We start from the raw sequence: 15315 nt of genomic DNA on the forward strand, positions 1-15315 counted from the left end.
TTTTCCAATTGCTTCTATTAAAAAATAAAAGATAAAAAATTCATATAAATCAAGACTATTTACATAAATAGAGATTATGGAAGGGGGTTTATGAATGAATGTTATTCATCAACTATTCTCTCAAGATAAACATATAAACACGTTCATCCAACAAATTGGTGAGAAGAATTATAATTCACAGCTTATTACAGGTTTAACAGGAAGTGCACGACCAGCATTTATTCAAACAATATTTGAGGATATTAAAAAGCCTCTTTATATTTTGTCACCGAATCTTCTACAGGCCCAAAAATTAGTAGATGATTTGTCCTCTCTAGTAGGAGAAGATGCAGTTCATTATTATCCTGCCGATGAATTTATAGCAGCTGATATGACAATTGCCTCACCTGAGCTAAAAGCGGCACGTATTGCTACATTAGATCATTTAGCAAAAAAAGAGCGGGCTATCTATGTGATTCCGATTGCTGGAATGCGCAAAATGATGACAGCACCGGAGCAATGGAAAGGTTATTTCCTGAAAGCGTCGGTAGGAAAAGATATTGATATTGAAGATTGGTTGCTTCACTTAGTGACAATGGGCTATACACGGAGTCAAATGGTGACAACACCTGGTGAGTTTGCGTTACGTGGGGGAATTCTCGATATTTACCCACCCTATGCAGAGTCACCTATTCGAATTGAGCTATTTGATACTGAAATCGATTCCATTCGTACATTTTCAGCTGATGACCAACGCTCCATCGAAAAATTAGATGCGATCGAAATATTACCGGCTGCAGAAATACTGTTAACAAAGGACCAACGCTTACAATTAGCAGAAAGACTTGAAGCGTCCCTTAGCAAAAGCCTAAAGAAATTAAAGAAGCAGGAAACCCAGGAAATTCTATATCAAAATATTAAGCATGATATAGAGCTATTAAGACAAGGAAGTATTCCAGACCATGTTACTAAATATGGTTCTCTTTTATATGAAGAATTGTCTTACCTAGGTGACTATTTTGATAAGGACGGTATCGTCTTATTCGATGAACTTGGTCGAATTCAAGAGGTAATGGATGCATGGGAGCGAGAAGAAGAGGACTGGTTTGTTTCGTTGATAGAAGAAGGGAAAATCGTCCATGATGTGAAATCCTCTTTCACATTTAAGGAAATCAATTCTATGATAGAGCAGCGAAAAATTTATTTTGCTCTATTTGCACGAACTTTTTCAGGCATTCAATTTAAAAAGACAACGAATATTTCTTGTAAACCAATGCAGCAATTCCATGGTCAAATATCTCTATTACAAAACGAAATTGAGCGATGGATGCAAGAGAATTTTACGGTTCTCTTTATTGCTGATGGTAAAGAAAGAGTTAAAAAACTCCAAAGTATGCTAGAGGAGTATGGAATCCATAGTTTAATAGGAACGCCAAATGATGCTGGTATCTATATTGTGGATGGGCAACTAGCTTCAGGCTTTGAACTACCCTTACAGCGAATAGCAGTTGTGACAGATGACGAATTATTTAAGCAACAGCCAAAAAGGAAAAATCGACGACCACAAAAAATGTCCAATGCTGAACGCATTAAAAGTTATACAGAGATTAACCCTGGGGATTATGTTGTACATATCCATCATGGGATAGGAAAATATATCGGTATTGAAACACTAGAGGTGAATGGTAATCATAAAGACTACCTGCATATTAAATACCGAGCGGATGATAAATTATTTGTTCCAGTTGAGCAAATTGATTTGATTCAAAAATATGTTGCCTCAGAAGGAAAAGAACCAAAGCTACATAAGCTTGGCGGGGCAGAATGGAAAAAGGCTAAGGCTAAGGTATCGTCAGCTATCAATGATATAGCAGATGATTTGATTAAGCTCTATGCAAAACGTGAGGCAGAGAAAGGATATGCCTTCTCTCCTGATACAGATGAACAACGTACCTTTGAGGATGCCTTCCCATATGAAGCAACAGAGGATCAGCTACGTTCTATAATAGAAGTAAAACATGATATGGAACGGGAACGTCCAATGGATCGCCTTGTATGTGGAGATGTTGGTTATGGGAAAACAGAAGTCGCTATCCGCGCTGCCTTTAAGGCAATTATGGATGGAAAGCAAGTTGCCTTTCTTGTGCCAACAACGATCTTAGCTCAACAGCATTTCGAAACAATTCAAGAGCGTTTTGAAGGCTTCCCCATAAATGTTGGCTTATTAAGTCGTTTCCGTACAAAGAAACAACAAGCAGAGACCATTAAAGGGTTAAAAGAAGGAACAGTTGATATTGTCATTGGGACACATCGAATTTTGTCCAAGGACCTGATTTTCCGTGATTTAGGCTTACTGATTGTTGATGAAGAGCAACGATTTGGCGTAACACATAAAGAAAAAATTAAACAATTGAAAACAAACGTAGATGTCTTAACTTTAACTGCTACACCAATTCCTCGTACGTTACATATGTCGATGGTTGGAGTAAGGGATTTATCAGTTATTGAAACACCGCCACAAAACCGTTTCCCGGTACAAACCTATGTAATGGAATACAACGGAGCGTTGGTGCGTGAAGCAATTGAAAGAGAAATGGCTCGTGGTGGACAAACTTTTTATCTCTATAATCGCGTAGAGGATATGACAAGAAAAGTGGAAGAAATTCAAATGCTTGTCCCTGATGCACGTGTCGGATATGCGCATGGGAAGATGACTGAATCTCAATTAGAATCAATTATTTTGAACTTTTTAGATGGGGAATATGATGTCCTTGTTACGACAACCATTATAGAAACCGGTGTTGATATTCCAAATGTAAACACATTGATTGTTCACGATGCTGATCGAATGGGCTTATCCCAGCTTTACCAGCTAAGAGGTCGTGTAGGTCGTTCAAACCGTATTGCATATGCGTATTTCATGTATCAAAGAGATAAAGTATTAACAGATGTGGCAGAGCAAAGACTGCAAACCATCAAAGAATTTACAGAGCTTGGTTCAGGATTTAAAATCGCTATGCGAGATTTATCGATTCGTGGTGCAGGTAATCTATTAGGAGCACAGCAGCATGGCTTTATTGACTCTGTTGGGTTTGACCTCTACTCACAAATGCTTGAGGAAGCCATTGAAGAGCGTCGTACAGGCGTCGTAAAAGAGGAAAAGCCAGACGTCGAAATTATTCTTCAGGCAGATGCCTATATTCCGGATGCTTATATACCAGATGGCTATCAAAAAATTCAAATGTATAAACGGATTAAATCCATGGAGCGTGTGGAGGACTTTGATGAAATTTGGGACGAATTAGTGGACCGATTTGGTGATGTACCAGTTGAAACAGAAAAACTACTACGGATTGCACGAATTAAAGTGTGGGCACTAGAAGCTGGTATCACGGCCATAAAAGAAAAGCAAAAGGTTATTTCCCTTTATTTATCAGAAGAAGGTACTGCTAAAGTGGATGGTAGTGTTGTTGTGACGGAGTCCATGAAATTTGAGAGAGCAGTTGGGTTCGTGATGGACGGAGCGAAGTTAACACTAACAATCGACGAAAAAAAATGTGGCAAGATCCCTCCTTTTGAGGTGTTAGAACAATTGGCTGAAATTGTAGCAAAAGCTAAAAAACAGTAGGTATTTTTCAATATATGATATTCCTATAATGTTAAAAATTTTTGTTGCCCGACTTTAGAATTTAAACCTCTTCATACACTTTCTGCATACATTGTCCAATTCTTAACCATACTATCTATGTAGATGAAAAATTGATTCTGAAAGAGAGGCAGCAAAGATGAAAGCAACAGGAATTGTCCGTCGTATCGACGATTTAGGTCGCGTTGTTATTCCAAAGGAAATTCGTAGAACGATGCGTATTCGTGAAGGAGATCCATTGGAGATTTACACAGACCGTGAAGGTGAAGTTATTCTAAAAAAATACTCACCAATAAATGACTTAGGTGAATTTGCAAAAGAGTATGTTGAATCTTTATATGAAACTGTCGGTACACCTGCTTTAATCAGTGACCGAGATGAAATGATTGCTATTGCCGGTTTGTCGAAGAAAGAATATACAAACCGACGATTATCAGTATTTGCCGAAGATTTCATGAAACAACGCTCTGTCATTTTGGAAAAAAACGAAACGACAATCGAGCTTGTACCAGGACAGTTTGAACAAGTGAAATCTTACTGTGTAGCTCCAATTGTTACAAATGGTGATGCAATTGGTGCAGTATATCTAGTTTCGAAGGTTCATGTCATTAGTGAAGTTGAATCAAAAGCAGCCGAAACAGCAGCAAACTTCCTAGCAAAACAAATGGAAAACTAAATCTAGACAAAAGCGTCTCTATTTTTATATGGGGACGTTTTTTAGTGGGTAGAAAAGTATAAGTTCTAAAGGAAATCCGCATAAGAAAAGACAGCAACTCGATCTATTCTGGTCGAGTTATGTTTTATAACTGTGCGTAAATCCGAGTACATATTCGGGTACAATAACCTTATCTGGCAGTCGAGCGCCTCTTTATTTCGTGATATACTATTGGCATTGTTATGGAGGATAGGATGAAAATGGCAGATAATTTTGGGATGAAAGAGTATATGAAAGGTGCACTCCTTTTAACGATGGCTGCTTTAGTTGTGAAAGTATTAAGCGCAGTATATCGAGTACCCTTTCAAAATTTAGTAGGAGACCAAGGCTTTTATATATACCAGCAAGTGTATCCGTTTATTTCATTGTTTGTCGTTTGGACGTCAGGTGGCTTTGCTGTCGCAATTTCTAAAATGTTGGCAGATGCCAAGATGACCACGAATCCAGAGGGAAGAGAAAATTTAATAACCCGTACAATTTTTCACTATTTAACGATCTTATCTGTTCTTTTCTTTTGCATATTATTTTTTGGAGCAGATTTTCTATCACATATAATGGGGGATGCTCAGCTTGCGCCCCTTTTGCAGACAGGCTCTTTTGTGACGTTGTTTATGCCACTATTAGCATTAATGAAGGGCAGCTTTCAGGCAAAGGGTGAAATGACGCCAGTCGCATATGCCCAAGTGATTGAACAGATTGTTCGAGTCGGGATTATTCTAATAGGTGCAATCTTTATTATGACAACCTCGAAGTCATTATATGCAGCGGGAAATGCGGCAGTTTTTGGAACAGTTATTGGAGAAATTGCGGGTATTATTTTACTTCTTTACTTCTCAAGAAAAATAAGATTAATACCTGGGAAACTCAAAACTAAGGAACGAAAATGGCCAATTATAAAAGAAGTTACGATTTTGAGCCTAAGTGTTAGTATGAGTAGCTTATTACTTCTCTGCTTTCAGCTAATTGATTCCTTTACAGTATTTTCGATTTTACGGGACAATGGAATTGCAGAAATAGATGCTATGAATATGAAAGGAATCTATGATAGAGGTCAACCTCTCGTACAATTAGGCGTTATTATAGCTTCTTCGCTTTCCCTTGCCATTGTTCCTTTAGTAGCCTATCAGTCAAAGAAAAAAGAGGGTCGTGGTGCAACTCCATTTATTCAATTGACCTATCGCGTTTCGTTGCTTTTAGGTGTTGCGGCATCGATTGGATTAGTCATCGTAATGCCCTATGTAAATGAAATGCTGTTTGAAACGAATAGTTTGTCATCAGTGTTAATGGTTTATGTGCTTCAAATTATTCCGTTATCTATCATATTAACTTTTACAGCCATACTTCAAGGGATGAATAAACTAAAATTACCAGCAATAATTCTATTTGGTGCTATCATTTTAAAATTGATTGGGAATCATTTATTTATTCCTAATTTAGATGTATTAGGGGCTGCGATTGCTAGTAATATTGGTCTGTATATCTGTGCGGGATTACTAATGATTTATTTAAAACGGGTGTTAAAGGTTAAATTAGCAAAAAGAGAGTTCTACATAAAACTAGGAATTGCCAGTGGAAGTATGATTTTTTCGGTATTTGTCATAGACACGATTCTACATATTGCACTCGGTTCATTTTCTGGACGAATTGCGGCCGTTATCATGGGCGGCTGTTTAATAGGAATAGGTGCTTTTGTATATTTAACAATCGTTGCAAAATCAAGACTATTAGCAGAGAAAGAATGGTTTTTAGTTCCTTTTGGACGTAAAATGGCTGCTTTTCAGCTATTACTAAATAAAAAGAAGTAGGTGGGCATATGCACAAATTAACAGTTATTGGCCTTGGAGCGGCGGAGTTAAGTCAGCTACAAATGGGCGTATATAAAAAATTGAAATCTGCGCAGAAAATTTATGTTCGGACAATGGATCACCCTGTTATTAATGAGCTGCAGGAGGAGGGGATTGTCTTTGAAAGCTTTGATGCTGTTTATGAAAAACATGGTACATTCCAGCCGGTTTACGAAGAAATTACAGCAAGGTTAGTAGAAGTTGCACAGATAGAGCCTGTAATGTATGCAGTTCCAGGACATCCATTAGTTGCAGAGCAAACGGTTCAGCTTTTAATAGAAGCAGAAAAAGAAGGCAAAATCGATTTGAAAATTGAGGGGGGGCAAAGCTTCTTAGATCCAATTTTTGGTGCCCTTAAAATAGATCCGATTGATGGCTTCCAATTGGTAGATGGTACGAGTTTTTCTATCCATGATATTAATATGCGTGGACATTTACTTATCGCTCAAGTATATGATGCTTTTAGTGCCTCTGAGGTAAAGCTTTCCTTAATGGAAAAGTATCGTGATGATTACCCAGTAACTATTGTAACTGCAGCAGGCTCCTCTTTAGAAAGCTTAACGACAGTTCCTTTATATGAGTTGGACCAATCAATGGCAATAAATAATTTAACAACAATCTATGTACCGCCAGTGGAAAATGACTTGGATGCATTACGTGACTGGACTACGTTTAGACGTATTATAGCAACTTTACGCGGTCCAAATGGTTGCCCATGGGATCAAAAGCAGACTCATGAAAGCTTAAAAAAATACTTGCTGGAAGAGGCGCATGAATTTTTGGCAGCCATTGATGCAGAAGATGATTTTGGTATGGTAGAGGAACTGGGGGATGTACTACTGCAAGTCTTCTTACATGCACAAATCGGTGAAGACAATGGTTACTTCAATCTAGAAGAAGTGTTAGCATCTGTTAGTGAGAAAATGATTCGTAGACATCCGCATGTCTTCGGTGATGTAGCAGTTGAAGACGCCGATGAAGTTATAGCAAATTGGGATGCAATTAAAAAGCAAGAAAAAGGGGAAACAGAAAATGCAGGCTCCCTTCTAAAAGGAGAATATCGTGCCACTTCTTCTCTTCAAACCTCCTTTAATTACCAAAAGAAGGCGGCTTCTGTAGGCTTTGACTGGCCGAACGAGGATGGAGCCTGGGAGAAGTTCCTAGAGGAATGGAATGAGTTTAAGGAAGAAGTAACAAAAGGGGACTCTTCTACTCGCCTGGATGAGTTTGGGGATGTGCTTTTCACTCTTGTTAATATTGCTCGTTTCTATAAAATCTCTCCCGATGAAGCGATGATTCATGCCAACGAAAAGTTTGCTCGCAGATTTAGCTTCGTAGAGCAGAAGGTGAAGGAAAGTGGCCAAAGCTTTAGTAGCTTTACATTGAACCAATTAGATGCATTTTGGAATGAAGCAAAAGTTTTAGAAAAAAAGGAGAACTAACTAATGCGAATCGATAAATTTCTAAAAGTCTCAAGATTGATCAAAAGACGTACATTAGCAAAGGAAGTAGCAGATCAAGGAAGGATTACGATTAATGGAAAAGTAGCGAAGGCTGGGTCTGCTGTAAAAGTAGGTGACGAGCTAGCTATTCGTTTTGGACAGAAGGTTGTAACAGCTCGCGTAGAAGATCTTCGAGAAAATGTACGTAAAGAAGACGCAATGAAAATGTTCACGATACTAAAAGAGGAAAAGCTTGATAAAATAGAACCTCAGTTTATTGATGATGAGGAATAGAGATTAGAACTTATAATTGAAAAGAATTTATGAGAATAAAAAATATTAAATTTCTAGAGCATGATAACGAAAAAGTTGTCATGCTTCTTTTAGTTTCTGCATAAAGTGAACAGAACAAACACAAACAAGTGAAGGAGGAACGATATGACGCTACATCAAGAAAGTAATCGTTACACTATGACATCTGGTGACCATCTTGTGACTGTGCGCAATCGAAAAAGAATGGACATGACTTCTGTAAAGGAAATTGAGCGTTTTGACCAAGAAGAATTTTATATTAGAACTGCTCAAGGCCATTTACTAATCCGTGGTGAGGAATTACGTATTGTTCATTTAGACGTCGATAAAGGGCTATTAACATTAGAAGGAAATGTGAAACTAGTACAATACGATGATGAAGATAGTGGGTTATCAAAAGGCTTCCTCCATAAATTATTTGGATGACCATAAATGAACAGGTTGTAAGTATATTGATCATGGCGCTTAGCGGTTTAATTATTGGGGCAATTATAGATTGTACAAGGTTTTCCCTGAGCGCTTTAAGTCAAAAATCAATCTTAAAAAGAATGGGATATGGAGTAGAGCTTATTGTTTGGGCACTTTTAGGTGCCCTAACATTTTATATTTTATTTACTATAAAAGGTGGAGAATGGCGTTTAGTTGACCCGTTAGCGCAAATTTTAGGGATATTCTTATATGAATCTGTGTTTCAGCGGTACTTCCGTTTTATTGGACGAGTCTTTGTTCTCCTTATAATTAAGCCTATTATCGCTATTATAAAATTAATTAAAAATATTATTTTCCATACTATTAGACTGGTTATACGTATTATTTTGATAATACTACTACCGTTCCGCAAAATATATAATAAATTCCTAAAAAAGCATATACAAAAATTTTATGCTAAAATTAGAAGGACTTTCTTTAAAAAACGTTGAAATAGAAGTATAATAGAATATACAGACTTTTGGAGGTGGCGGATATGTCAAAGCGTCAAAAACGACAATCTAATAACGTTCGAACGCTTGAAAATGACTACGTCCGATCAACTGATAACAAGACACAGTATTCCAAGAAACAAAAAGTGCGTATTCGAAGAAGATTGCTAGCTTTCGGTTTGCTAGCTTCGGTAATCCTAGTGTTGTTAATAAGTACGACTTTTTCACAAAATAAGCGACTTGCTGAAAAACAACAGCAAAAAGAAGTAGTTATGACAAAGCTAGATGAAGCAAAAGAACAACAAGATATGTTGAGCTTACAAATAGCAAAACTTGAAGACGATGATTATATTGCAAAATTAGCACGTAAAGAATATTTTTTATCAGACGATGGGGAAATAATTTTTACAATTCCAGGTGAAGAGGAAAAGACCGAAAAGTCTGATAAAAATTCCAATTAATACCATATAAAAGCGACGAATAATCGCTTCTTTTCAATACAAAAAGTGGTTTTCAGGTGATAGAAAAAGAGTTGTCTTGTTGACACTCTTTTTTTGTTGGCTATAATAAAGAATAAACGTGAATCAATTTTCATGTTACACTAAATTTGACTACTGGCTTATATAGCCGCTTAAATTTTAAGGAGGAGCATTTTTTTTATGTCAATTGAAGTAGGCAGCAAAGTACAAGGTAAAGTAACAGGAATCACAAATTTCGGAGCATTCGTTGAGCTGCCAGATGGCAAAACGGGCCTAGTTCACATTAGTGAAGTTGCAGACAACTATGTCAAAGACATCAACGAGCATCTTAAAGTTGGAGATGTTGTTGAAGTTAAAGTGATGAATGTTGAAGCGGACGGTAAAATCGGTTTATCAATCCGTAAAGCAAAGCCTCAACCAGAAAGACCTGAACGTCCACAGCGTCCTCGTCGCGATAACAATCGATCTAATGATAGAAACAATGATCGTCAACCAAAAGAAAACTTTGAGCAAAAAATGGCACGATTCCTAAAAGATAGTGACGAACGTCTTTCAACGTTAAAACGTGCAACTGAGTCAAAACGCGGTGGCCGTGGAGCAAGAAGAGGGTAGTTTGCTGTCTGTTTTAAGCGTAGAAAAAGTGTTATATAGATAAAAGACTGTGTTGTGAATCCAATTCACAAAACAGTCTTTTTTGTTGGGGGAAGAAACCATATGTTAGAACGGTGCTTTTTCGAGTGAAATTTAGAATTGAAATGTATGTATGCTCAATCTTGGCTTCAAATGCATTTCAACAAGAAAATGAACCACCATTAACTCATTTACCCCACTAACCATCTCTAAATGATTTGCCATCTATCTCCCTTTTTCGCTCAAAAGAATTCTGGCAACTCTAAAAATACCTATTCCACAAAGGGTTAGACAACAATCAGCATCACTAGCTGCCAAATTGTAGGGATTTTTAAAATGATACCTAAAACGACTAAAATCGAGCCAGTTGAACATAAAACTGCAAGAAAGCTAAAGCTATTTAACATTGAAAATTGCCTCCGAAATTTAAACTATTTAATATATAACTCCAGTTTATGCTTCAAAACCCTTGATATAAAGTACTCTCTCTAAAATTTCTTCAGATTTCCGACACGTATCTCTAATTGTTGTCTTATCAAACATTAAGTCGAACGATTTTAATCCTATCATTTCACTACTAGACAAATTTTACGCAATCTCTTTTATATAATAATCGCTAACACTATCTATCAAGGGAGATGTAAAAAATGGCAAATATTGAAATGATCAATGAAAAGACGTCGGGGCTATCTTTCTTTAAAAGCTTCTCTCTTAAGAAAAGTAGTTTCCTCATCCACATTTTCTTTTTATTGTTGGCGTTGTTTCTCTCAAGAGCAGTAATGTTTGAAGCGGCCGTTCCGTTTCTGTTACCTCTTTGGGCAATTGTCAAACAAAGATATGAAAATGAGAAGTGGGCTGTAGTAGTGGGGGGGCTAATAGGGGCTCTGACTTTAAGCCTAGGACAAGCATTTATATTAGGTCTACAGCTTGTATTATATGAACTCATTACCCGATTTAGGTTTTGGAAGCTACCAATGGGAATTTCGGTGAGTTTATCAATCTTTTTTGGGCAATTTATCTGGCAGGGGATTCAATACCTAGATATACCGCCATTAATCGTCCAGCTATATATATACTATGAAGTGATTCTTGCATTTTTAATGACGATTTTTGTGAATCTTTTTTTAGTTCAACCTCACCGATTTTGGGCTGCTGGTTGGAGCTATGAGCGGGTCGGAGCTGGACTTGTTATTTTAGCAATGGTATTAACGGGTGTACAATCTGTAGTAGTTTCGTATTTCGGGTTATACCCGTTTTTGCTGCATTTAGCAATTTGTATTGCAGCCATAACAGGAGGCGTACCAATCGCTGCAATGGTAGCTACTATTGTCGGTGCTTTAGTAGGAATAGCGAAATTATCTTTTACGGGAATGATCTCGGTATATGCAATGACAGGGGTTGTTGCAGGATTGTTTAGTAAGGTTGGACGTTTTGGGGTTGTAATCGGAAGTGTAGTTCCAAGTGCCTTCTTCTTCTTTTATGATGCAACCCTTCCGTTAGATACTGTGTATTTTGTGTCAATTGCTATTGCTGGAATCGTTTTCTTTGCATTACCAAAAAGTATGCTTAGCTTCCTTTACGATGCAATTCATCCAAAACGAGATGAAATCCTAATTCAGCGGCAACAATGGTTGACAGAACATACAACAGAGAAGCTTGAGTCCTTCCAAAATTTCGTATTATTTATGAAAGAGCTAGTTTTCGATCGCTTTACATCCTCAGAAAACGTAAACGAAGCAAGGACAGTGGAACCATGTGCGACCTGTCTAAGTTGTTTTCGATATGATAGCTGTTGGGGTGCAAAAAATACGATGGAGCCCATCATCGAGGATTGGTTTGTTGCAAGGGCAGGTGTCAAGGAATCTGAGCAAATCAGAGCCGAAAAACGCATTAAAGCCCATTGCGTAAAGTCAACAAGACTACTAGAAGAGTTAGATCACCAGCTCTATACTGACAAAATGAACGGGCAATTCTATCACGGAAAAAAAATGATAGCTCTTCAGCTGCGGGATTTAAGTAACCATTTAAATAAATTAATGGAGGATATGAGAGATGAAACTCTTTCTTTTAAAACAATAGAGGAAGAATTAGAACAGCAATTCAAAAGAGCACAAGTACAATGCTTTCAAATTGATGTTTTAAATAACACAATAGGTGAAAGAGTTGTGATTTGCTCCTTTGCACAAAAAAATCGGACTCATGAGGACCAATATGCGCTTTGTGAACGAATCGTTCTTCCGATTTTATATGATGTATTTGCTGAACCGTTTCAGGTGGAGAAGATTTCAGACCAAAAAAATCCATTTGCTCATGTGCAAATACGCTTTAGATCGGCAGTTCGTTATGAAATAGAGTATGATATATATAGTAGAGCCAAAAATTCAGCCTGGGTTTCAGGAGACACACATGCTATTTACCATATCCATCCCGGTCTTGTTGCGGTTATGCTATCCGATGGAATGGGGCAAAGTAGAGAGGCCCAGCGTGAAAGTCGCCGTTTAGTACGTTTAATGAGAGAATGCTTAAGCTACAATATGAATCCAGAAACAGCTATGCATACTTTACACTATGTTATGTCTCTAAACCGAGAAGTAGACATGTATGCAACTATAGATTTTGCTTTAGTTGATCTGCAAAAGGGTACTCTTTGGTCGTGGAAGGCTGGAAGTATGTCCACATATATATTACGTGGGGAGAAGCTATTGAAGGTAGATGGGGCTGCTGCTCCTGTAGGGTTTATGCCGGTGTTTTCTATTGAAACAGAAAAAGTAAATTTACTTGCAGATGATTTTGTTGTCATGGTGTCAGATGGCGTCTTTTCAAGTGAATTTGATTGGGAAGAACAAGAGAGCCACTTAGTAAAACTCTTAAAGGCACGTATTCAAAATGATTTGCCTATTGAAGTTATCTTATATGATGTAATGGAGCAATTTGGAGAGATTTACCCAGTAGATGATGATTGTACAGTTATTATGTTCACAGTTAATCACGTTGTACCTAAATGGGCTGTATTTAGTCCTGTGAGTAAATAAAAATTTATTAATGATTAGTAATTATTGATTTATCTGAGGTGAGAAGATGTGTCATTTGAATTGAAAGTGCAAAAGTATATTTCTGAACAACAACTAGTAGAAAAAGGCGACCGTCTTCTCATTGCTTGTTCTGGTGGAATAGATTCGATGGGTCTAATCCACTTTTTTAAGAAGTTCCAACATAATTTTGAAATTAGATTATTTGTTGCCCATGTGGACCATATGTTAAGAGGAACGACATCTCTAGAAGATCGAGAATTTGTCGAACAGTTTTGTCACCAACATAATATCCCTGTTTTTAGTACCTCTATTCCCATCCCTCAATTGCTTCGTGAAGAAGGAGGAAACTCGCAAGCCCTTTGTCGAAGAGAGCGCTACGCTTATTTTGAAGAATTGATGGAAAAAAACCACATTGACAAGCTGGTAACTGCACACCACGCAGATGATCAACTGGAATCTATTCTAATGGCTTTAACTAAGGCTGGGACCATTAGTGGCATGAAAGGCATATATGCAAAGAGAAAATTTTCTAATGGTTCAATTATTCGCCCCTTTTTAACGGTTACAAAAGATGAAATAAGGGAATATCTAGAAGGTGGAGGAGGTCAATACCGAGAAGATGCTAGTAATGAGAAGGATGATTACACACGGAATCGTTTTCGTCACCATATTGTCCCCTTACTAAAAAGCGAAAATAATAATATTTCCTCCCACGCAGTAAATTTTGCAGAAAATTTACAGCAGGATGATGACTTATTAAAAGCATTCGCTTTAGAACGTTTTCCTAACATTGTCATAAAAAATGGAAAACGGTCATATACACTTAAAATTCCCTTGTTTCAAAAAGAACCAGTTGCTTTACAAAGGAGAATCATTTTAATACTATTAAACTATCTTTACAATTGTTTCAATATTAACCAAAGTCATACACTTATTTCCTCGATTTTAAGTTTATGTGGAACTGTACATGGGAGTGCGAGTCTTCATTTACCAGAAAATTTCATTGCAAAACGAAATTATGAAGAAGTGAAGTTTGAATGTTTATCTGATTCAAAATCTAAGAACCTACCTACTCAACATATGTTGTTGGATGAGTGGATGCAACTGCATAATGGCATTCGATTATACATAGGAGAAGCCTCAAGTGTTGTACACGCATTGGGACAGGAAATAAGTAGATATTACTTCGATTCAGCATTGTTTACTGCTCCATTTACTATTCGGACTAGAATTAGTGGAGACCGTATTTCATTAAAAGGAATGGATGACCCTAAAAGGCTGTCCAGATTGTTTATTGATGAAAAAATTCCGGTAGAAGAACGAGATTTTTGGCCCATCCTTGTTGATGCCAAAAATCAAGTGATGGCTGCAATAGGCCTTCGGGTAAACAAAGCACTTTCCACGAATAAAAGGGATAGTGATGACAGGGTTCTAATAATTGCAAGGGAAAATAGTAACGATTCATTATTAAAATAAGTTATTATAAATGGTAATGATATGTTTTGTAGAGTTGGCGCATATTCTTTCTGCGTAGAGCTTTGAGATTTTATTTTTTCTACAAAGTATAGAAAAAACGATTATTTTTTTTTACAATTGAACACATTTTAAAAGGGTTTTAAATTAATTTAATGAGTATTTTAGGTGTTTGAAAATTCAAGGAGGAACCACCATGATTCAAAATGACATTGAAAAAATTCTATTAACAGAAGAACAAATTCAAGAAAGAATAGCTGGACTAGGAGCTCAACTAACAGAAGAGTACAAAGATCAGTTCCCACTAGCAATTGGAGTTTTAAAAGGTGCTGTCCCTTTTATGACAGATTTAATGAAGCGTTTTGAATCATACATTGAAATCGACTTTATGGATGTATCTAGCTATGGAAATGCGACAGTATCATCTGGGGAAGTAAAAATTTTAAAAGACTTAAATACAAGTGTTGAAGGTCGCGATGTCATCATTATCGAAGACATTATCGACAGTGGCTTAACATTAAGCTATTTAGTAGATTTGTTTAAGTATCGTAAAGCCAAAACCATTAAAATTGTCACACTTTTAGATAAGCCATCTGGCCGTAAAGTGGATCTAAAAGCAGATATCGTTGGTTTTGAAGTACCAGATGGATTTGTAGTTGGATATGGATTAGATTACGCAGAAAAATATCGTAACTTACCGTACATCGGCATCTTGAAGAAAGAGGTATATTCATTTTAAAATTTGAATTTTTGTACACTTTTCAACAAAAATTGTAAATTGTGAATTTTACCGGTGCTTTTCGTTGTATGAAAAAATAATGGTATGTTAAGATTTTACTTATA

The 15315-nt window shown here is 36.9% G+C and carries 12 protein-coding genes; all 12 read left to right on the forward strand.

Annotation, left to right across the window (positions count from 1 at the left end):
- The first annotated feature begins 94 nt into the window (after window positions 1-94).
- Complete coding sequence (gene mfd / locus LG296_RS00415) at window positions 95-3607, forward strand: transcription-repair coupling factor (RefSeq protein ID WP_107936316.1); 3513 nt, start codon at window positions 95-97, stop codon at window positions 3605-3607.
- A gap of 157 nt (window positions 3608-3764) precedes the next feature.
- Window positions 3765-4301 carry a stage V sporulation protein T gene (gene spoVT, locus LG296_RS00420; RefSeq protein WP_107936318.1) on the forward strand — a complete coding sequence of 179 codons (537 nt, stop codon included), beginning with the start codon at window positions 3765-3767 and terminating at the stop codon, window positions 4299-4301.
- Between the two features lie 239 nt (window positions 4302-4540).
- Window positions 4541-6145 carry a polysaccharide biosynthesis protein gene (locus tag LG296_RS00425; RefSeq protein WP_107936361.1) on the forward strand — a complete coding sequence of 535 codons (1605 nt, stop codon included), beginning with the start codon at window positions 4541-4543 and terminating at the stop codon, window positions 6143-6145.
- Window positions 6146-6153: 8 nt separating this feature from the next.
- Entirely contained in the window at window positions 6154-7626 is a 1473-nt protein-coding gene (gene mazG, locus LG296_RS00430; RefSeq protein WP_107936320.1) for a nucleoside triphosphate pyrophosphohydrolase, read from the forward strand.
- Between the two features lie 3 nt (window positions 7627-7629).
- Complete coding sequence (locus LG296_RS00435; protein ID WP_107936322.1) at window positions 7630-7920, forward strand: RNA-binding S4 domain-containing protein; 291 nt, start codon at window positions 7630-7632, stop codon at window positions 7918-7920.
- A gap of 144 nt (window positions 7921-8064) precedes the next feature.
- Window positions 8065-8364, forward strand: coding sequence for a sporulation protein YabP (yabP, locus tag LG296_RS00440; protein ID WP_036197841.1), 300 nt, complete (start codon window positions 8065-8067; stop codon window positions 8362-8364).
- Window positions 8361-8858, forward strand: a complete 498-nt coding sequence (yabQ, locus tag LG296_RS00445) for a spore cortex biosynthesis protein YabQ (protein ID WP_107936325.1) — start codon at window positions 8361-8363, stop codon at window positions 8856-8858. Before yabP ends, yabQ begins: the two co-directional genes overlap by 4 nt.
- Before the next feature lie 44 nt (window positions 8859-8902).
- The gene (locus tag LG296_RS00450) at window positions 8903-9319 is read left to right on the forward strand and encodes a septum formation initiator family protein (RefSeq protein ID WP_107936328.1); all 417 of its coding nucleotides are present in this window, start codon (window positions 8903-8905) and stop codon (window positions 9317-9319) included.
- A 198-nt stretch (window positions 9320-9517) separates the two neighbouring features.
- On the forward strand, window positions 9518-9949 hold the full coding sequence (locus LG296_RS00455; RefSeq protein WP_107936330.1) for a S1 domain-containing RNA-binding protein: 432 nt from the start codon (window positions 9518-9520) through the stop codon (window positions 9947-9949).
- A 665-nt stretch (window positions 9950-10614) separates the two neighbouring features.
- On the forward strand, window positions 10615-12999 hold the full coding sequence (locus tag LG296_RS00460) for a SpoIIE family protein phosphatase (RefSeq protein ID WP_107936332.1): 2385 nt from the start codon (window positions 10615-10617) through the stop codon (window positions 12997-12999).
- Between the two features lie 48 nt (window positions 13000-13047).
- Complete coding sequence (gene tilS / locus LG296_RS00465; protein ID WP_107936334.1) at window positions 13048-14475, forward strand: tRNA lysidine(34) synthetase TilS; 1428 nt, start codon at window positions 13048-13050, stop codon at window positions 14473-14475.
- A gap of 193 nt (window positions 14476-14668) precedes the next feature.
- Window positions 14669-15211 (forward strand): hypoxanthine phosphoribosyltransferase, encoded by a 543-nt coding sequence (gene hpt, locus LG296_RS00470; protein ID WP_107936336.1) that lies wholly within the window; start codon window positions 14669-14671, stop codon window positions 15209-15211.
- Window positions 15212-15315: the final 104 nt, after the last annotated feature.

This window comes from Ureibacillus chungkukjangi (assembly GCF_044795995.1).
In the GTDB taxonomy this organism is placed as follows: Bacteria; Bacillota; Bacilli; order Bacillales_A; family Planococcaceae; genus Ureibacillus; species Ureibacillus chungkukjangi.